19 protein-coding genes are annotated in these 20,071 nt (G+C 47.2%); 18 read left to right on the top strand and 1 reads right to left on the bottom strand.

From position 1 onward, the window contains the following. The first annotated feature begins 40 nt into the window (after positions 1-40). The 11 genes from rnz to DYE66_RS08655 all read left to right on the top strand — a co-directional run bounded on the left by rnz (position 41) and on the right by DYE66_RS08655 (position 11,968). Positions 41-970, top strand: coding sequence for a ribonuclease Z (gene rnz, locus DYE66_RS08705; protein ID WP_002997191.1), 930 nt, complete (start codon positions 41-43; stop codon positions 968-970). After that, positions 967-1,740: an SDR family NAD(P)-dependent oxidoreductase gene (locus DYE66_RS08700; protein WP_002997002.1), complete on the top strand. Its 774-nt coding sequence runs from the start codon at positions 967-969 to the stop codon at positions 1,738-1,740. The genes rnz and DYE66_RS08700 overlap by 4 nt, the downstream gene beginning before the upstream one ends. After that, positions 1,737-3,959, top strand: a complete 2,223-nt coding sequence (recJ, locus tag DYE66_RS08695) for a single-stranded-DNA-specific exonuclease RecJ (protein WP_115325123.1) — start codon at positions 1,737-1,739, stop codon at positions 3,957-3,959. The genes DYE66_RS08700 and recJ overlap by 4 nt, the downstream gene beginning before the upstream one ends. A gap of 276 nt (positions 3,960-4,235) precedes the next feature. After that, positions 4,236-4,784: a GNAT family N-acetyltransferase gene (locus DYE66_RS08690; RefSeq protein WP_002997026.1), complete on the top strand. Its 549-nt coding sequence runs from the start codon at positions 4,236-4,238 to the stop codon at positions 4,782-4,784. Beyond that, positions 4,781-6,061, top strand: coding sequence for a CBS-HotDog domain-containing transcription factor SpxR (gene spxR, locus DYE66_RS08685; RefSeq protein WP_002996702.1), 1,281 nt, complete (start codon positions 4,781-4,783; stop codon positions 6,059-6,061). Before DYE66_RS08690 ends, spxR begins: the two co-directional genes overlap by 4 nt. 124 nt (positions 6,062-6,185) lie before the next feature. Continuing rightward, positions 6,186-7,046: a methionyl aminopeptidase gene (locus DYE66_RS08680; protein WP_002996587.1), complete on the top strand. Its 861-nt coding sequence runs from the start codon at positions 6,186-6,188 to the stop codon at positions 7,044-7,046. 4 nt (positions 7,047-7,050) lie between these two features. After that, entirely contained in the window at positions 7,051-8,034 is a 984-nt protein-coding gene (locus DYE66_RS08675; RefSeq protein WP_029236785.1) for a YihY/virulence factor BrkB family protein, read from the top strand. A 185-nt stretch (positions 8,035-8,219) separates the two neighbouring features. Further along, a complete protein-coding gene (gene pepV / locus DYE66_RS08670; RefSeq protein WP_002997466.1) occupies positions 8,220-9,629 on the top strand; it encodes a dipeptidase PepV in 1,410 nt (469 codons plus the stop codon). Positions 9,630-9,775: 146 nt separating this feature from the next. Next, positions 9,776-10,360, top strand: coding sequence for a uracil-DNA glycosylase family protein (locus DYE66_RS08665; protein ID WP_002997110.1), 585 nt, complete (start codon positions 9,776-9,778; stop codon positions 10,358-10,360). Next, positions 10,357-11,118 carry a DUF4931 domain-containing protein gene (locus DYE66_RS08660; RefSeq protein ID WP_002996582.1) on the top strand — a complete coding sequence of 254 codons (762 nt, stop codon included), beginning with the start codon at positions 10,357-10,359 and terminating at the stop codon, positions 11,116-11,118. Before DYE66_RS08665 ends, DYE66_RS08660 begins: the two co-directional genes overlap by 4 nt. 280 nt (positions 11,119-11,398) lie before the next feature. Then, positions 11,399-11,968: a hypothetical protein gene (locus tag DYE66_RS08655; RefSeq protein ID WP_002997105.1), complete on the top strand. Its 570-nt coding sequence runs from the start codon at positions 11,399-11,401 to the stop codon at positions 11,966-11,968. Between the two features lie 391 nt (positions 11,969-12,359). On the opposite strand, the gene mnmE is transcribed toward DYE66_RS08655, so the two are convergent. Further along, positions 12,360-13,730, bottom strand: a complete 1,371-nt coding sequence (mnmE, locus tag DYE66_RS08650; protein ID WP_002997096.1) for a tRNA uridine-5-carboxymethylaminomethyl(34) synthesis GTPase MnmE — start codon at positions 13,728-13,730, stop codon at positions 12,360-12,362. Positions 13,731-13,878: 148 nt separating this feature from the next. Here mnmE and rpiA point away from each other — a divergent pair, with 148 nt between their 5' ends. From rpiA to DYE66_RS08615, 7 genes are all read left to right on the top strand, one after another. After that, positions 13,879-14,556 carry a ribose-5-phosphate isomerase RpiA gene (gene rpiA / locus DYE66_RS08645; protein ID WP_044123737.1) on the top strand — a complete coding sequence of 226 codons (678 nt, stop codon included), beginning with the start codon at positions 13,879-13,881 and terminating at the stop codon, positions 14,554-14,556. Between the two features lie 149 nt (positions 14,557-14,705). After that, positions 14,706-15,917, top strand: coding sequence for a phosphopentomutase (locus DYE66_RS08640; protein WP_002996476.1), 1,212 nt, complete (start codon positions 14,706-14,708; stop codon positions 15,915-15,917). Between the two features lie 12 nt (positions 15,918-15,929). Beyond that, positions 15,930-16,700 carry an EcsC family protein gene (locus tag DYE66_RS08635; RefSeq protein ID WP_002996769.1) on the top strand — a complete coding sequence of 257 codons (771 nt, stop codon included), beginning with the start codon at positions 15,930-15,932 and terminating at the stop codon, positions 16,698-16,700. Between the two features lie 28 nt (positions 16,701-16,728). After that, positions 16,729-17,298: a nucleotidyltransferase family protein gene (locus tag DYE66_RS08630; protein ID WP_002997117.1), complete on the top strand. Its 570-nt coding sequence runs from the start codon at positions 16,729-16,731 to the stop codon at positions 17,296-17,298. 13 nt (positions 17,299-17,311) lie between these two features. Further along, a complete protein-coding gene (locus DYE66_RS08625) occupies positions 17,312-18,121 on the top strand; it encodes a purine-nucleoside phosphorylase (protein ID WP_002996561.1) in 810 nt (269 codons plus the stop codon). A 13-nt stretch (positions 18,122-18,134) separates the two neighbouring features. Beyond that, complete coding sequence (locus tag DYE66_RS08620; RefSeq protein ID WP_002996848.1) at positions 18,135-18,842, top strand: glutamine amidotransferase-related protein; 708 nt, start codon at positions 18,135-18,137, stop codon at positions 18,840-18,842. After that, positions 18,839-20,071, top strand: a complete 1,233-nt coding sequence (locus DYE66_RS08615) for a chloride channel protein (RefSeq protein ID WP_002997033.1) — start codon at positions 18,839-18,841, stop codon at positions 20,069-20,071. Before DYE66_RS08620 ends, DYE66_RS08615 begins: the two co-directional genes overlap by 4 nt.

The raw sequence follows: 20,071 nt of genomic DNA, 5'->3' as shown, positions 1-20,071 counted from the left end.
CTGGTCCCGGAGTTTTCTGGGACCAGCAAGAGAGTTACGTATGGAATTGCAATTTTTAGGAACAGGAGCCGGCCAACCGGCCAAGGCTCGCAATGTCTCCAGTTTAGTCTTGAAGCTCCTCAATGAAATTGACCAAGTTTGGATGTTTGATTGCGGGGAAGGAACCCAGCGACAGATTTTGGAAACAACCATCAAGCCTCGAAAGGTCCGTAAGATTTTCATCACCCACCTGCATGGGGATCACGTCTTAGGTCTACCTGGTTTTTTAGCCAGTCGCTCTTTTCAAGCCAGCGAGGAACAGACCGACCTCGATCTTTATGGTCCTGTCGGTATTCGCAGTATGGTTCTGACCACTCTCAAATTATCGGGGACCCGCCTGCCCTATCGCATTTATTTTCATGAGTTTGATGCCCATTCCCTAGGAAAGATTTTGGAGACGGATAAATTTACGGTTTATGCTGAAAAGTTGGATCATACGATTTTTTGTGTGGGCTATCGGGTGGTACAGAAGGACTTGGAAGGCACTCTAGATGCTGAAAAGCTTAAAGCGGCTGGTCTTCCTTTTGGCCCGCTCTTTGGTAAGGTGAAAAATGGTCAAGATGTGGTTCTGGAAGATGGCACAAAAATTATTGCTAAAGACTATGTTTCAGCCCCTCGCAAGGGTAAGGTGCTAGCCATTCTGGGGGATACTAGAAAATGCCATGCCAGCGTTCGCCTGGCCTTGGGGGCTGATATTTTGGTTCATGAGTCGACCTATGGTAGGGGAGATGAACGCTTGGCTAGAAACCATGGCCACTCTACCAATATGCAGGCAGCTCAGGTGGCCAAGGATGCTAGTGCCAAGAGGCTCTTGATGAATCACATCAGCGCCCGTTTCCTAGCTCGAGATGTCCGCCAATTAGAAGCGGATGCGAGAAGTATTTTTGAAAATAGCAAGGTGGTCTGGGACCTAGAAGAGGTAGAGATTTGACAGCACAAAGACAACGAGTAGTGGCCATAACAGGAGCTTCGGGAGGCCTAGCTCAAGCCATCATCAAGCTCCTGCCTCAAGACGATATTGTTCTGGCTGTGGGACGAAACCAAGAAAAAATGGCTAAGCTATATGCTGATAGGCCCAATTTCCACAGTTATGGTCTCAATAGTCGTGATGACCAGGCCCTAGCTCAGCTAGTGGACCAAGTCTATAAAGAGTTCGGTCGCATTGATGTTTTCATCAACAATGCTGGTTTTGGTGAATTTAAGGCCTTCGATACATTCGATGCTCCAAGCATTCGCGAGACCTTCGATGTTAATACCCTAGCGGCCATCAATTTTTCCCGTCTGGTTGGCGAGCGGATGGCTGTTGCTGGTTCTGGCCATATCATCAACATTGCTAGCATGGCTGGCAAGATGGCGACCGCCAAGGCTTCTGTCTATGCGGCGACCAAGTTTGCCCTCATTGGCTATTCCAATGCTCTGCGGTTGGAATTGGCTGACAGCCAGGTCTATGTGATGACGGTCAATCCTGGCCCTATCTCAACCAAATTTTTTGACAAAGCAGACCCCTCAGGGAGCTATCTCAAGGCGGTCGCTCGTTATAGTTTGACCCCCGAACAGGTGGCCAAGAAAATTGTCGCCAATATGGGCAAAAATAAGCGAGAGCTCAATTTGCCTCTAGCCATGGCCTTTGCCGCTAAATTTTACGCCCTCTTTCCCAAGACAGCAGATTTTCTTTCCAGAAAGGCTTTTAATTATAAATGATTACCTCTAAGTTCGATTGGAAACAAGTTGACCAGGCTCCTAGTGAGCCCTTTTTAGAGCTGGCAAAAACTGAGGAATTAGATGACTTGGCAGCCAAGATTCTCTACCAAAGGGGCATTGATGACCAGCCCAAGCTTGAAGATTTCCTGTCGGCTGACTTGTCCCAGCTACACGACCCCTATTTACTCCATGACATGGACAAGGCGGTAGAGCGGATTCGCCAGGCAATTGAAGCTGGGGAAAAGATTCTTATCTACGGAGACTACGATGCCGACGGCATGACCTCCAGCTCCATCATGAGGGAGGCCTTGGAAATGCTAGGAGCTGAAAATCAGGTTTACCTGCCCAATCGTTTTACCGACGGTTATGGTCCTAACCTCAGTGTCTACAAGTATTTTATTGAGCAAGAGGGGATCTCGCTCATTGTCACCGTCGATAATGGTGTTGCTGGTCATGAAGCTATTGCGTATGCCCAAGAGCAAGGCATTGATGTTGTTGTCACCGACCACCATTCCCTACCAGATAGCCTGCCAGAGGCTTACGCCATTGTTCATCCTGAGCATCCAGATGGAGACTATCCCTTTAAGTATCTGGCTGGTTGTGGTGTGGCCTTCAAATTAGCTAGTGCCCTTTTGGAAGGTATTCCCAATGAGCTTCTGGATCTGGTGGCTATTGGCACCATTGCTGATATGGTCAGCCTGACTGGGGAAAATCGCATTCTGGTCAAGTATGGCCTGCAGATGCTGGCTCATACCGAGCGCATTGGCCTGCAGGAGCTCATGCAGGTGGCAGCGATTGAGTCTAGCGACCTCAATGAAGAAACCGTTGGTTTCAAGATTGCGCCCATGCTCAATGCTCTGGGGCGCTTGGATGATCCCAATCCTGCAGTTGAGCTCCTAACTGGTTTTGATGACCAGGAGGCCCACGAGATTGCCCTCATGATTGAGGAAAAAAATGAGGAGCGCAAGCAAGTAGTTCAGGATATTTATGACCAGGCCTTGGCCATGATTGATCCGGCTAAACCCGCCCAGGTTCTGGCCAAGGAAGGTTGGCATCCTGGGGTTTTAGGCATTGTTGCTGGTCGGCTTTTAGAAAAACTTAGTCAGCCTGTCATTCTCCTGAATATTGAGGATGGCGAGGCCAAGGGCTCGGCCCGTTCGGTTGAGGCGGTTAATATTTTCGAGGCTCTCAATCCCCATCGGGAGATTTTTGAGGCCTTTGGTGGCCATGCTGGAGCAGCTGGCATGACCCTAGCAGTTGAAAATCTCGACCAGCTCTCAGATACCCTTTGTTCCTATATTCTTGACAAGGGGCTGGACCAGGCTGGCAAGAATAGTCTGGTCATTGATGAAGAGCTCCAGCTAGCGGATTTATCCCTAGAAACCATTCAGAGTTTGGAAAAATTAGCCCCCTTTGGTATGGACAATCGGAAACCTGTCTTCCTCTTAAGGAATTTCCAGGTGCTTCAAAGTCGAACCATGGGTCAAAATGGGGCCCATCTCAAACTAAAATTGGCTCAGGGAGGGGCAGAATTTGGCTTGGTGGCTTTTTCACAAGGTTCGCTGGCTCAAGATTTTGCCCAAGCTAGTGGTTTGGAGCTGGCTGTGACCCTGTCAGTCAATAAATGGAATGGTCATACCAGTCTGCAACTGATGCTGGTTGATGCTCGGGTTCAAGGGGTTCAGCTTATTGATATTAGGGCAAAGTCAGCCCAGATTCCTGAGGGGGTTCCCAACCTTAATCAAGCGCTAGAAGGGGACAGTAAGGCCCAGGCAGTCGTACTCTTAGAGGTACCAGATGAGCCTGCCCAACTCAAGCAAGCCTTTGCTGGCCAAGATTTTTCTGTTATTTATTTTAAAAATCAGATTAAGCAGGCCTATTATTTAACGGGCTACGGCACCAGAAAGCAGTTTGCCAAGCTTTACAAGACCATCTATCAGTTTCCCGAATTTGATGTCCGCCACAAGTTGAAAGAACTGGCGAACTACCTCAAGATACCTGATATCCTTTTAATTAAGATGATTCAAATTTTTGAGGAATTGGATTTTGTGACCATCGAAGATGGTGTGATGACGGTCAATAAGGCTGCCAGCAAGAAAGACATCTCTACCAGCCAGATTTATCAGGATTTAGTGGCCTTGGTCAAATACCAAGAACTCATGGCCCTGGCCAGCCCTAAAGAGATCTATGACTGGCTGATGGCTGATGAATCTGACTAGCTAAGCTCCAAACCTAGAAATATAAGGCCCAAAGAAGTGGTCGATGCTCAATAAGCTGGGCATCGGCTTTTTTGGATAGAGGACACTTAAAGAAAGTCATTCCAGTCATGGTAGAAGAAGCATCAGTCCCTCCCAGTGACTTTGAGTCTCAGAAGGTGATGGCTACCTTTGATGACTTGACTAGGGTCTTTGATATTTCTGACGCCAACGAGTGTATCTGACAAAGCAGATTTTGGTTGGTTTGACGAAGTTCCTAAAAAACTGTACTATAAAAGCATGGATATTTGGACAGCTCTGGGCAGGTATTCCCAGGTGGAAACGGAGAGCCTCTGGCTTCGTCCTTTTCGTTTTGATGACCATGAGGATTTTTATAAAATTACGCAAAATCCAGCCAATCTGGCCTTCATCTTTCCGGCCCAGGCCAGTCAGGCGGAGAGCGATTACTTCTTGGTCCATTACTTCATGAAGGAGCCCCTTGGAACCTGGGCTCTAGAGGACAAGTCCAGTCAAGAGATGATTGGGGCTATCCGCCTTGAGAAGCTCAATCTGACCAAGAATAGTGCCGAAATTGGCTACTTTGTTCGCCAGGATTTCTGGGGGCAAGGTCTGGCTACTGAGAGTTTAAAGACGATTAGCTTTCTAGCTCTTAGCCAATTCGGCTTGCAAAATCTGTCCCTCATTTGCCATCAAGAAAATTTGGCCAGTCAGAAGGTTGCCCAAAAGGCTGGTTTCAAATTGATAAGAGCCTTCAAGGGAAGCGACCGCTATAGCCACAAAATGCGAAACTACCTAGAATTTCAGCTAAAGGCGGGTGATCTATTGTGACCAAACACCAAGAAATCTTAGATTATTTAGAGGGCCTACCTATCGGCAAGCAGGTCAGCGTCCGTTCCATTTCTAACCACCTCTCGGTTAGTGAAGGGACCGCCTATCGAGCTATTAAGGAGGCTGAAAATCGTGGCCTGGTCGAAACCCGTCCTCGTAGTGGAACCGTTCGAGTGGAGCAAAAGGTTCAGGTTCGCTTGGAGAAGTTGACCTATGCTGAAATCGCCAAGATCACCGAATCAGATGTCGTTGCTGGCCGTGCCGGCCTCAAGCACGAATTTAGCCGTTTCTCCATTGGCGCCATGACCAAGAAAAATGTGGGGCGCTATCTGGTCAAGGGAGGTCTTCTTATCGTCGGCGACCGTGAAGAAATTCAAGTGCTGGCTTTGGAAAATAAGACAGCTATCCTGATAACAGGGGGCTTCGCCGTATCTGACAGGGTTTTAGAGCTTTCCCAAAAACAGGGCATTCCTGTCATGGTCACTGCCTATGATACCTTTACTGTCGCCAGTATGATTAATCGAGCCCTGTCCAACGTTCGGATAAAGACGGACATTAAGACCGTGGCTCAGGTCTACAGCCTTAAATCCCATTATGGTTATTTAAATATTAAGGATACGGTCAACGATTATCATCGTCTGGTTAGGAAGAACAACCATGTGCGCTACCCCGTTATTGATGACTGGGGAAAGGTTCGAGGAGTGGTCACCATGCGCGATGTCTCCAACCAAGATGCCAGCACTAAGTTAGCTCAAATTGTCACCAAGCCAGTCACCACCAAGCCTGAAACCAGCCTGGCTACCGTTGCCCAGAGGATGATTGTCGAAGATTTCGCCATGTTTCCGGTTGTTGATGATGACAATCGTCTACTGGGGGTCATCAGTCGAAAGCTGGTTTTGGAGAATTTGCAGGAGCTCAATCATGATGGCCTGCATACCATCAGTGACCAGATTATCGCCAGCCTCAAGCCTGAAGGTCAAAATTATGGCTTCAGGGTGGAGCCTGCCATGATTGACAATGCAGGAAATTTGACCAATGGGGTCTTATCAGAATTGTTCAAGGAAACAGCTCTGCGAGCCCTGGCTCTGGCCCGCAAAAAAAATATCATTATCGAACAAATGATGATATACTTTTTACAGGCTGTGCAAATTGACGACGACTTGATCTTGAAACCCAAGATAGTCAGGGAAAATCGTCGTTCTGCCCTAGTTGACATCGAAGTGAACTGCCAAGAAAGAGTGGTCTGCAAGGCCCTGATTACCAGTAAGGTCAATTAATCGCAAACCGATTTTTTAAAACAAGTAGAGCTTTTGGCATTGACCAGAAGTGACGAGAATTTTAAAGCGAATAGTGCTAGCTTGTCAGAGCGCACCCAAGCCTAAATAGAGGAGTTTTTAAATCATGATAACACTAAAATCACCACGGGAAATTGAAGCCATGAAGAGGGCTGGCGACTTTTTGGCCAGTATTCACATTGGCCTGAGGGACCTGATTAAGCCAGGTCTTGATTTGTGGGAAGTTGAAGAATACGTCCGTCGTCGCTGTAAAGAGGCTAATGTCCTGCCTTTACAAATCGGTGTGGACGGTCAGCTCATGGACTATCCCTATGCCACCTGCTGTGGTCTCAATGACGAAGTGGCCCACGCTTTTCCACGCCACTATAAACTAAAGGATGGGGATCTCCTCAAGGTCGATATGGTCTTGACCGAGCCCTTGGATAAGTCAGAGCTTGATGTGTCCAAATTGAACTTTGACAATGTGGCCCAGGTCAAAAATTATACCGAAAACTATACGGGTGGTTTGGCTGACTCTTGCTGGGCCTACGCTGTCGGCAATGTCTCTCAAGAGGTCAAGGACCTGATGGCCGTCACCAAGGAGGCTCTCTATCTGGGCATTGAGAAGGCCGTTGTTGGTAACCGGATTGGTGACATCGGTGCGGCCATTCAAGAATACGCTGAAAGCAAGGGTTACGGAGTTGTCCGTGACTTGGTCGGCCACGGAGTTGGTCCAACCATGCATGAGGAGCCTATGGTTCCTCACTATGGGAAGGCTGGGCGTGGTCTGCGCCTCAAAGAAGGTATGGTTCTGACCATTGAACCTATGATTAACACGGGTTCTTGGGAAATTGATACAGATATGAAGACCGGCTGGGCCCACAAGACCATTGATGGGGGCCTATCTTGTCAGTATGAACACCAATTTGTTATCACTAAAGACGGTCCAGTCATCTTGACCAGTCAAGGAGAAGAAGGAACGTACTAAACCCATGAGGAAAAAATTCGTGGATAAGCTGGTGGAAAAACTCAATTATCCACCCCTGCAGGTCTATCTCAAGCACTACCGTAGTGCCGAGATTGACCTATCCAGTATCGCTGTGGCCTATTACTTGCTGCTGACCATCTTCCCTTTGATTGTCATTGCTGCCAATATCTTTCCTTATTTAGACATTGATTTACCAGATGTCTTGTCCTTTCTAAGGGCTAACCTGCCATCGGAGATTTACGCCAATGTCGCTGGCATTGTCCGCAACCTCTTTGCCACCCCTTCCAATGGGATTCTGGGAGTTGCGACCCTGGCGGGTTTTTGGACCATGTCCCGAAGCCTGACCTCCCTGCAAAAGGCCTTTAATAAGGCCTATGATGTCAGTCAACACCGGGATGTTGTGGTAGGTCATATCGTGGGGATTGTTGCTAGCTTTTTCATCCTCTTTTTGCTGACCTTTGCCTTGCTACTGTCAACCCTGTCCGATGGGGTTTACCAGGCAGCCTTGCAGAGGAAGTATGATGTGCCCTCGGGTCTGATAAAGCTCTTGCTCCACCTCAATCGCCCCATCATGGTTCTGGTGGTTTGGATTGGCTTGACCGTTCTTTACTTTATCCTGCCCAACGTGAAGATTCGCAAGATTCGCTACACCATTCCAGGAACCATCCTCAGTGCCATCGTCATCATCTTTATGACGGGCTTGGTGGGGGACTATGTGACCCATACCTTTAACAATCTGGTGGACATCAAGTTCTTCGGGTCAATCATCATCTTTATCATCATGTTTTGGTTCGTTCTCTTGGCCCGAATACTCATCACGGGTGCTGTCCTCAATGCCACCACCCAAGAATTGGTTACTGGGAAAATGGAAGGCCGCCGAGGCGATGTTTTTGCCTTCTTGCAATCCATGGGAGACCACCAGGAAGAAAACGACCGCGAAAACCAGCCAGACAAGGAGTTTGGCAATCCTTTTAAAGAAGAGGAATAGAAGCAAATTGACACAAATTCCTAGCCTAATACAGAATTCGAAGGAGCTCAAGGCCAAGGTCTTGGGCTTCTTGACGTCTAAGACTGTTAATTCTTTCTTGTCCCGCCACCATGCCCCCTTCTTTAGTCTACCTTGCTTTTGTGCTATAATGATGGAGATTAAACCCATTAGAAGAAGGTAGTTCTATGACAGTTGATTTTAAAGCAGAAGTGGAAAAGCGCCGGGAGGATTTGCTGGCTGATTTGTTCAGTCTTTTGGAAATCAATTCCGAGCGTGATGACAGTCTGGCAGACAAGGAACATCCTTTCGGACCAGGTCCTGTCAAGGCATTGGAACATTTTCTAGCTATGGCCCAAAAAGATGGCTACAAGACTAGAAATATTGACAACTATGTCGGTGATTTTGAATTTGGTCAGGGGGATGAGACCCTAGGAATCTTTGCCCATCTGGATGTGGTGCCAGCTGGGTCAGGTTGGGATACGGATCCTTACAAACCGGTCATCAAGGATGGTAAGCTCTATGCCCGTGGTTCTTCTGATGATAAGGGCCCAACTCTAGCAGCCTACTATGCCTTAAAGATTATCAAGGAACTAGGCCTACCAACTTCTAAAAAGGTCCGCTTTGTTTTGGGAACAGACGAAGAGTCAGGTTGGGGCGATATGGATTATTATTTTGCCCACCCCGATGTTGAAAAGCCTGACTTTGGCTTTGCCCCAGATGCCGAGTTCCCGATTATCAATGGCGAAAAGGGAAATATCACCCAGTATCTGCATTTTTCTGGGCAAAATGCTGGACCTGTCGTCCTTCATTCCTTTAAGGGAGGCCTGAGGGACAATATGGTGCCTGAATCCGCTCAGGCTATCATTTCTGGTCAGCTTAGTCAGGCCCAATTGGAAGCCAAGCTAGATGACTTTTTAGATGCCTATCCTGTCCTGTCAGGCTCTATTGAGGCTCAAGGAGACCGCTTTGTCATTGAAATCGTCGGCAAGGCTGCCCACGGTTCAACCCCAGAAGAAGGGGTTAATGGAGCAACCTTCCTAGCTCTCTTCCTCAATCAATTTGACTTTGCCGGTCCTGCCAAGGCCTTTATAGACTTGTCAGCGAATGTCCTGCATGAAGACTTTGACGGGCAAAAACTGGGGCTAGCCTACACCGACCCTAAAATGGGTGCCCTGTCTATGAACGCTGGTATCTTTGACTTTGAAGAAGGAGCTAACGACAACACCATTACCCTCAATTTCCGCTATCCTCAAGGGACTGATACGGCCACCATCAAGGCTGGTCTGGAAAAACTGGCAGGAGTGGCGTCTGTTAGTCTAGCCGACCACGAGCACCTGCCCCACTATGTTCCTATGGATGACCCCTTGGTTAAAACCCTCTTGTCTGTTTATGAAAAGCAAACAGGACTGGAAGGCTATGAGCAGGTCATCGGCGGTGGGACCTTTGGCCGTCTCTTGGACAGAGGGGTTGCCTTTGGCGCCATGTTCCCAGACTATGTCAACACCATGCACCAGGCTAATGAACTTGTCGAGGTTGAAGACCTCTTCCGTGCTTGTGCCATCTATGCTGAAGCTATTTATGAATTGATTAAATAGACGACCAATTTATATACCACTGGACCAGATTAGTTGAGCTAGACTGGTCCGTTGATTTTCGAAGAGTATTAAACCATTCCAGGCTGAAAGCCCCAGGGCAACACTATGCTCCGACTTCAACCTATTTTTGAAAAGGAGAAGAGTCCATGTCATCCATGCAAGAAATCGTCAAGGCCATCATGGCCGATTCGCAAAATGAAGACTATACCAAGGCCGGAATAGAGCCACTTTTTACGGCTCCCAAAACAGCCCGCATCAATATCGTCGGTCAGGCACCAGGCATCAAGGCCCAGGACACCCGTCTCTACTGGAATGACCCTTCCGGTGATAATCTGCGGGACTGGTTGGGAATTGACCGAGATACCTTCTATAATTCCGACAAGATTGCCGTTATCCCTATGGATTTTTACTACCCTGGCAAGGGCAAATCTGGCGACCTGCCTCCTCGTAAGGGCTTTGCGGAAAAATGGCACCCCCTGATTTTGCAGGAGTTGCCTGACATCTCTTTGACCCTTTTGATTGGGAACTATGCCCAGCATTATTACCTCCAACAAAAATCTTCGGTTAAGCTGACGGATAATGTCAAAGCCTATAAAGACTTTCTCCCAGACTTTTTCCCCTTGGTTCATCCGTCCCCGCGCAACAATATTTGGCAAAAGAAAAATCCTTGGTTCAAGGAAGAGGTTCTGCCAGATCTCAAAAAATTGGTGAAAGAGATTCTCGAAAAATGACCCAGAAACTAACCTTCAATGTTCACACAGCTCAAAAGAAGCCCAACAATCAGGATAGCTGTCCCTTCTGCCAGATTGATAGCCTGGAAAAAATTATTGCCCAAAAAGGGGACATGATTTGGCTGGACAATAAATACCCAGTTCTGGCTAAGACCTATCAGACCTTGATTATCGAGTCTAGCCAACATCTGGGAGACATCACGACTTACAGCAAAGCCCACAATCGTCAGATTTTTGCCTTCGCCCTCAAGGCTTGGCGTCAGTTGGAGGATAGTGGTCGCTTTAAGACAGTCGGTCTTTTTAAAAATTTTGGTCCCCTCTCAGGTGGCTCCCTGCGCCATCCCCATATGCAGGTGATTGGCTTTGAAGAGGTTGACGCCTACGAGGCAATAGATGCTGAGACCTTCGCTGGGGCTCTGGTGAGCCAGGAAAGGACTGACCTAGCCCGAGTGACCATTTCGGCCCAACCCCTGAGCAGTTTTACCGAAATCAATGTGGTCATCGCAGATCAAAGAGATAGCGACAAGTTGGCCGACACGGTGCAGAAGGTTCTTTGCTATGTGCTTGAAGGCTACCTTGGCGGAGCCTGTTCCTCCTACAATCTCTTCTTTTATCATCAAGGAGAAGGTCTAGTCTGCAAGGTCATTCCTCGCTTTGTGGCTTCCCCCTATATGATTGGCTACCATCTGGTTCAGGTAAATTCTGACAGCAGAGTGGCAGAAGAGGTGGCGGAATTGCAAGCATTTTTGGAAAACTAGAAGACATCTGACCTAGAGATTTGGGTCAGATTTTTATTTTTATACTCTTCAAAAATCAAAACTATCCATCGTTAACTCACTTTGCCGTACCCAAGTACTGTCTGCAGTTCGTTGCCTTGGCTATTTTTGATTTTTATTGAGTATTAGTTTGCATCACAGTCTTGTCGGCTGTTCAAGAAAATGCTAAACTGTTTTTGTAGGAATAGTTTAAATTGACCTCTGGTAGAGATGAATTAGTCTGATGCAGAGGCAGAAGTCACTTGAAATCAAGGAGAAGGATATGGCTATCAGTGAAGTTGAGATTAAAGAATTGGTTGAAGCCGTTCAAGAAAAGGCCCCCGACTATCAGTTGGATTGGCAGACCTATCTGGTCGGTAACCTTTGGGGAGTCGGTGGTTTTTGGTTGGAAAATCCACAATATTTTATTTTTATTTACCTCTCTAAGAATTATCAAGCGATTGCCAAAAAAGATATTCAAGGCTTACAAGTGGAAAATCGCGAAAAGGACTATCGCCTGAATATTCGCCTGACAAATGGTCAATACTATCAGGTTGACCTTCTTAAGGGCGTCAAGGATCTTCCTAATCACGAAGAAAAACTAAATCATTTAGTGGAGCGCCTGTCACAGGACTTTGGGGATCGCCAGGACATGAAAAATCACAGCCGATACTCCGGTGGGCTATTAGCAGCTCAAATCATTCTCCTAGTCTTAACGGTGGTGGCAGCAATTGTAGGTGCCCTAACTAAATCCTTGCCAATACTTGTTTTGGCAATAGTCTGCGGCTTGGCCTACAGATTTCATGTCATTCCTCGCTTGGTTTATCGCATCCACCCACCAAAGGACCAATAATAAGCAGGCCTACAACAATTTACTTTGGCTCTGTCAAAAAGAATAGAATAATAAAAAGCTGATTCCTCCTAGAGATTGAGAAATCAGCTTCTTTTGTCTATTCAGCTTATCAATTTTATAGCCAAGAAAAATCAAAATCTGATATTTTCTATCGTAACAAGTTTATCAGCGATTAAAAATCACTGATATATTATCGCTATGGAGGTTGCCGTTTAGGAATAAGACAGAAGAGCTTTGACAGATGTTAAAATCACCCCAGCAAGGGTGACTAGCTGTCTGCTGTGGCACGAGGTGGCGCAGCAGACACCTACTGCGACATCAGTCACTTTAGTGACTTGAGGTCCTTGCTCCTTTCCTCGGGTCGTTTAATTTTCGTTGAGTATGAAGGGATTTATTTTCCCAAACAGAATTGGCTGAAGAGTTGGGTGATGAGTTCATCGGGGGCGGCATCTCCTGTAATTTCTCCCAGAATTTCCCAGCAGCGGGTCATGTCAACCTGGAGAAGATCGACCGGCATGCCGGCTTCTAGTCCCTGATTGACCTCCTGTAGGCTGGCTAGAGCCTTTTCAATCAGGGAGATATGGCGTGAGTTGGATAGGTAGGTGGCATCTTTTTCTACCAGACCGGCATTGTCAAAGAAGAGGTCGTTGATTCGTTCTTCGATGGCTTCCATATTTTGATTATTGAGAACAGAGATTGGGATGGCATCAGTTGGTAGCTGGTCCAACTCAATCTTTTGTGGCAGGTCGGTCTTATTGATGAGGATAATCCGCTTGGCCTCCTTGCTGATATCCAGAAGATCACGGTCTTGCTGGCTTAAGTTTTCAGAGCCGTTGAGGACCAGAAGAACCAAGTCCGCTTCGGCTAGAGCCTTTCTGGAGCGCTCAACCCCAATCTTTTCAACCAAATCATCGGTCTCCCGAATACCAGCCGTATCGATGAGTTTGAGGGGAACTCCTTTGATATTGACATATTCTTCAATGACATCACGGGTTGTCCCAGCCACATCGGTGACGATGGCCTTGTCCTCTCGCAGGAGATTGTTGAGAAGACTGGATTTTCCGACATTGGGACGGCCGATAATAGCCGTAGAGAGGCCCTCTCGAAGAATTTTCCCTCGCTTAGCCGTAGCTAACAAACGCGTCAGGAGCTCTTCAAACTCTTGGGTCTTTTCACACATCAGGGCCGTGGTCATTTCTTCCACATCATCATATTCGGGATAGTCAATATTGACTTCGACCTGGGCTAGGGTATTGAGAATTTCCTGACGGGTATTATTGATGAGATTTTTCAGGGAGCCATCCAGCTGGCTGACGGCAATGTTCATGGCCTTGTCGGTCTTGGCCCGAATCAGGTCCATAACGGCCTCAGCCTGGGTCAAGTCTACTCGTCCATTGAGGAAGGCCCGCTTGGTAAATTCACCCGGTTCAGCCATCCGAGCACCTGAGCGCAGGAGGAGTTGGAGGATTTCATTGGTGACAGCAAGGCCCCCATGGGTATTGATTTCAACAACATCCTCCCGAGTGAAGGTCTTTGGAGACCGCATGACAGAAACCATAACTTCATCAATAATTTCGCTATCTTCCATAATATGGCCGTAGTTGATGGTGTGGGAAGGCACGCTTTCCAAATCCTTTCCCTTAAAAACACTCTTAGCGATGGAAACAGCCTGGCTGCCAGAGAGGCGGACAATGCCGATAGCCCCTTCGCCTAGGGGAGTTGAGATAGCGGCAATGGTATCAAATTCTTTAGTAATGGACATAAGTCTTCCTTCTTGATTGAGATACTGTCATTGTATCGCAAGCCCTAAGGGATAGCAAGTCATAAAATCACCGCCCCAGTTGGTAGTTGGAGCCTTTTCATGATATAATGAATTGACTAAAAAGAGAGGGAAAAATCGCATGCAAAAGATGGATGACTTGAAGGAACAAGCGGGTATCAGAGCAGCCCAGTATGTCAAGGACGGAATGATTCTTGGTCTGGGAACAGGCTCAACCGCTTATTATTTTGTGGCTGAAATTGGTCGCAGGGTGCAAGAGGAAGGCCTGCAAGTGGTGGGCGTGACGACCTCAAGTGGGACAACGGCCCAAGCCCAGTCTCTAGGGATTCCACTTAAGTCTGTTGATGAGGTGGATGTCATCGATTTGACCGTTGATGGGGCGGATGAAGTTGACCGCAACTTCAATGGTATCAAGGGGGGCGGTGGAGCTCTATTGATGGAGAAAATTGTGGCCACACCAACTAAGGACTACATCTGGGTGGTTGATGAAAGTAAGTTGGTCAAGACCCTAGGTGCTTTTAAGTTGCCTGTCGAAGTGGTTCAATATGGGGCTGAGCGTCTCTTTCGTCAGTTTGACCAGCAGGGCTACAAGCCTAGCTTCCGCCAAAAGGACGGCAAACGCTTTGTGACCGATATGCAGAACTATATCATTGACCTAGATTTAGGAGCCATTCCTGACCCTGTCGCCCTTGGGCAAGAGCTGAAGAGCCTGACGGGCGTGGTTGAACACGGCCTCTTTAATGGCATGGTCAATAAGGTCATTGTGGCTGGCCAAGATGGGGTCAGAGTATTAGAAAGTCATAAATAAGAAGGAGAGCCGTGTTTTTGAAAAGGGCTTGGAACAAACAGCCAGAAGGGCGAATGCATCCTAGGTGTCTGTCCCGTACCCATTCAGAAAACCCCTGTCCATTCATAAATTGTTACCGATAGCTCAGCTATCTTAGAGATGAGGATATGATGTCAAAATTTGAACGTATTCACCTAGTTGTTTTGGATTCCGTTGGAATCGGTGCGGCCCCAGATGCCAATAACTTTGTCAATGCTGGTGTGCCAGATGGTGCTTCTGATACTCTGGGTCATATTTCCAAAACAGTCGGACTGGATTTACCCAATATGACTAAAATCGGTCTGGGTAATATCCCTCGCCCCCAAGCCCTCAAGACCGTACCAGCAGAAAGTCAACCAAGTGGCTATGCCACAAAATTAGAAGAGGTTTCTTTGGGAAAAGATACCATGACCGGTCACTGGGAAATCATGGGTCTCAATATTACTGAGCCTTTTGATACCTTCTGGAATGGTTTTCCTGCAGAAATCATCACCAAAATTGAAGAATTTTCTGGTCGCAAGGTTATCCGAGAAGCCAACAAGCCTTATTCAGGAACTCGGGTCATTGCTGACTTTGGTCCTCGTCAGATGGAAACAGGCGAGCTGATTATCTATACCTCAGCGGACCCTGTCTTGCAAATTGCTGCTCATGAGGACGTTATTCCCCTAGAAGAGCTCTATCGTATCTGTGAATACGCCCGTTCTATTACGCTGGAACGTCCAGCTTTACTGGGTCGGATTATTGCCCGTCCTTATGTAGGTCAACCAGGCAACTTCACGCGAACCGCTAACCGTCGGGACTTGGCGCTATCACCCTTTGCCCCAACCGTCCTTAATAAATTAGACGAAGCTGGCATTGATACTTATGCCGTCGGTAAGATCAATGACATCTTTAACGGCTCTGGCCTCAACCACGATATGGGTCACAATAAGTCCAACAATCACGGCGTTGACAATCTCATTGAAGCTATGAAGAAGCCTGAATTTACCCATGGCTTATCCTTCACCAATCTGGTGGACTTTGATGCCATGTATGGTCATCGTCGCAACCCTCAGGGTTATCGCGATTGCCTGCAGGAATTTGACGGTCGTCTGCCAGAAATCCTTGAAGCCATGCAGGAAAATGACCTGCTCATGATTACGGCTGACCACGGTAATGACCCAACCTACGCTGGTACCGACCATACCCGTGAATACATTCCCCTCCTAGCCTACAGCCCAGCCTTCAAGGGTCAAGGCACCATCCCAGTCGGTCACTATGCTGACATCTCAGCTACCATCGCCCAAAACTTTGGCGTTGATACTGCTATGATTGGCCAAAGCTTCTTGGATAAGTTGGTGTAGGGAGACGGAAAAATGGTAAATAAGAAGGTTATTTCGAGCAGTGTCAAGGGAAAGAGTACAAGATTAGTTGGGAATTCTAAGAGATTTATTTCAAAAAAATTAGAAAACTCACAAGAGATTAGTCAGGAAGCTCTTTTAAAAACTTTAGATTGGGCCTATTCTAAGACTATTGAAGGAATACCTGGGCAACAGACACTTGATGAGTTTGTAGAAGATTATTTATCGAAAAGTAGTGATAAGGATGAAGCAATTGATAAGATAATCAAATTTCAAACAACCAAAGCAGCTGTTTCAGGTTTTGTTACTGGATTTGGTGGAGTTCTGACATTACCTGTTACAGTTCCAGCAAATATAACGACCGTTATTTTGTTCCAAATGAGGATGATAGCAGCTATAGCCAGCATCAGAGGTTATAATTTACGTAGTGACCAAGTCCAGACTTTTGTATATGCTACCCTTGCAGGTTCTTCTGTGGCTGATATTGTTAAAAAATCTGGAATAACGATTGGCAATAAACTAGCTGTTAATACAGTAAGGAGGATACCTGGAACTGTTCTCACTAAGATAAATCAAGCAGTTGGATTTAGATTAGCAACTAAATTTAGAACAAAAGGGGTTGTCAATCTAGGGAAGATGGTTCCTATTGCAGGTGCGGGAATTGGTGCGATTTTTGATGTTACAACAACAAGAACCATTGCAAGGATGGCTAAAAAAACTTTTACCACTAAGGGTATTGAGTTAGGTAATGATGAGATGATTAGTAAGGAAATGGTAGATAATTAATTATCTTCTAAAGGGAAAGGAGGCGATTATGACAGCATCTATTGAAAAAGTCGAACGTTTGATTGACCAGATTAATAAGCTCCATTTGGCTTATTCACGGGACTATTTTGAAACTGGGAAAGTGGCCAAGATCAACCTTTCTCATACTTTCTCCAAGGTGCCGACCAAACATATCTTGTCCTATCGTCTCAATCTGCATGAGTCTATCAACGACTACCTTTATCGTGCCGATCTTAAGGATATTAACTTTTATTATCGGGTTAAGACAGCCGAGTCCATTTTGGATAAGATTGAGCGCTATAAGGCTCGCCAGACTCAGTATCCTGTTAATAATATTCTCAACGACATCTTTGGTGCCCGCATGATTTTGACCTCAGAACAAGTTGCCCAAGTGCTCAACTCTCTAGATACTTGGAAGGAAAAATTTGGTCTAAAAAATTGGTATTTGAGGGACCTTGATGGATATATTGGTATCCACATCTATTTCAAAAATGCCAGTAATTTCTATTACCCATGGGAATTGCAAATTTGGGATGAAAAGGATGCCGAAAATAATATTAAGAGCCATCAGGACTTTAAGCGGTCCTTTGTAAAATAAGAAAGGCTAAACTATGACACTTATTGATAAAATCAAGCAAACCCGTGACTTCTTGCAAGAAAAAGGCATGAAAGCTCCTGAATTTGGTCTGATTCTGGGTTCAGGTCTGGGTGAATTGGCAGAGGAAGTGGAGAATGCCATCGTTTTAGACTATGCTGAGATTCCCAACTGGGGGCGATCAACCGTTGTCGGCCATGCTGGCAAGCTGGTCTACGGCGACCTAGCTGGACGTAAGGTTTTGGCCCTGCAAGGTCGCTTTCATTATTATGAAGGCAATCCTCTTGAAGTGGTAACCTTCCCCATTCGGGTGATGAAGGCCCTAGGCTGTCAAGGTGTCCTCGTGACCAATGCGGCTGGTGGGATTGGTTTTGGTCCTGGAACCCTCATGGCCATCAGCGACCACATCAATCTGACTGGTCAGAACCCCTTGATAGGAGCCAATCTGGACGACTTTGGTCCGCGGTTTCCTGATATGTCCAATGCCTACAGCAAGGATTATCGGCAGACGGCCCACCAAGTGGCGCAAAAGCTGGGAATCAAGCTGGACGAAGGGGTTTATATCGGCGTTACGGGTCCTTCCTATGAAACGCCTGCGGAAATCAGGGCTTTTAAAACTATGGGAGCGGATGCTGTTGGGATGTCCACGGTCCCTGAGGTTATCGTGGCAGCTCATTCAGATCTCAAGGTCTTAGGAATTTCTGCCATTACCAACCATGCCGCCGGTTTCCAAGACGAGCTCAATCACGAAGAAGTGGTGGCTGTCACCCAAAGAATCAAGGCTGATTTCAAGGGCCTGGTTAAGGCGGTTCTAGCCGAATTATAGGAGGTGAGACTCCATGCAAGTCCATTTTGTTATCCATGAATCTTTTGAAGCCCCAGGGGCTTACCTAGCCTGGGCGGCTCTTCGAGGTCACGAAGTAGCCATCACTAAGGTTTACCAATTTGAACCATTACCTGAGACGGCAGATGACTTTGATCTGCTGATTGTCATGGGGGGACCCCAAAGTCCGACCTCTACCCAGGAGGAATTTCCCCACTACAATGCTCAGGCTGAGATTGACCTCATTCAAAAGGCTATCAAGGCCGACAAATACATTATCGGTGTCTGCCTGGGAGCCCAACTACTGGGCCAAGCCTATGGAGGGACCTGCCTAGCCAGCCCCGAGCGAGAAATTGGGAATTTCCCTATTGAGTTGACCCAGGCTGGTCGATCCGATTCTCGCTTATCTCATATTCCCCAAGGACTGGTGGTCGGTCATTGGCATGGGGATATGCCAGGCTTATCGGAGGGAGCTCAGATTCTGGCCACTAGCCAGGGCTGTCCAAGGCAGATTGTCGCCTACAGTCATAAGCATTTTGGCTTTCAAGCCCACCTGGAATTGACCAAGGACTTGGTCAAGCAGCTCTTGGCCCAAGAAAAGGATATTGAGGGCGGCAGTCAAAAATACACCTATGTCCAAGGGGCAAAGGACATCTTGGCCTACGATTATGACCAGATGAATCAAGCCCTCTATCAATTTTTAGATAAATTGACCCAATCATGAAGACCTACCATTATGGCTTACGCTTTTGGCTAGCGGTCTGCTTAACTGGTCTTTTGGGTGGTTTGGCTGGAATTGCTATGCACGAATTGCTCAATCTGGTCGAAATGCTGGTTTTTGGTCACAGCGATGATGACTATCTGAGCTTGGTGCGGTCCCTGTCTGCTGGCTCCCGCTTTGCTGGCATTTTCATTATTTCGATTATCGCTGCAGCTGTCTGGTATTGGCTACAAAAGGCCCCTTATCAGATTATTTCCGTACGACAAAGTCTCAAGCACCCCAAGAGACTTCACAGTTTTCTGCGCCAGGTCATCCATAGTCTCCTGCAGATTGTCTTTGTTGGTGCCGGTGGTCCAATCGGTAAAGAAGGAGCCCCCCGCGAATTGGGGGCCCTCTTTGCCGGTCGCATAGCTGTTGGCTTCAAATTGAAATCCAAGGATGCCTATTTGCTGATTGCCAGTGGAGCGGCAGCAGGACTGGCAGCTGTCTATCAGGTGCCCTTGTCCTCATTCTTCTTTGCTTTTGAAGTATTGGCGGTGGCCCTTTCCCTTCGCAATCTGCTGGTGGTTCTGGTCACTACCTATCTGGCGACCTGGGTCTCCAATCCCATTGTTACTAGTAATCCCAACTATCACTTGCGAGCTATGACCACTCATCTAGGGTTCTGGACTAGTCTGGGCCTCTTGCTTCTTCTGGCAATTCTGACCGCACTCCTGGCGGGGATTTTCAAGCGTCTCAATGGCCTTGCTGGCAAATGGCGACGCAAGGACAAGACCATCTGGCTCAGCCTGCCCTTGACAGGCGCTCTAGTCGGAGCGACTGCCCTGATTTTTCCAACCGTTCTAGGCAATGGTAGCGCCCTGGCGCAATCGGCCTTCAACGGTTTAAGTTTGCGGACTGCCCTTGTTCTTTTTGCCCTCAAGGCTGGCCTGGTCCTTCTTAGCTTGGTCAGCGGGGCCTATGGTGGTACCCTGACTCCTTCCTTTGCTTTAGGAAGTTTACTGGGGCTTATGGTCTGTCAGGTCGTCAGTGGCTTGATTCCTGTCCAAGGCCCTGAACTCTTTATGCTAGCAGGGGCAGCCAGTTTTTTGGCTATTACCATGAAGGCTCCCTTGACGGCTTCTGGGCTAGTGATTGGCTTCACTCATTCCCAGCCCGTCCTTCTGATACCCATCCTGTTTACAGTCACTCTGACTAAATTTTTTGAATCACGCTTATTTTATAGAAATTGA

The sequence above is a fragment of the Streptococcus downei MFe28 genome (genome assembly GCF_900459175.1).
Classification (GTDB): Bacteria; Bacillota; Bacilli; order Lactobacillales; family Streptococcaceae; genus Streptococcus; species Streptococcus downei.
Note: the sequence above shows the minus strand (reverse complement) of the source record. Positions and strands in the feature narration are given on the sequence as shown.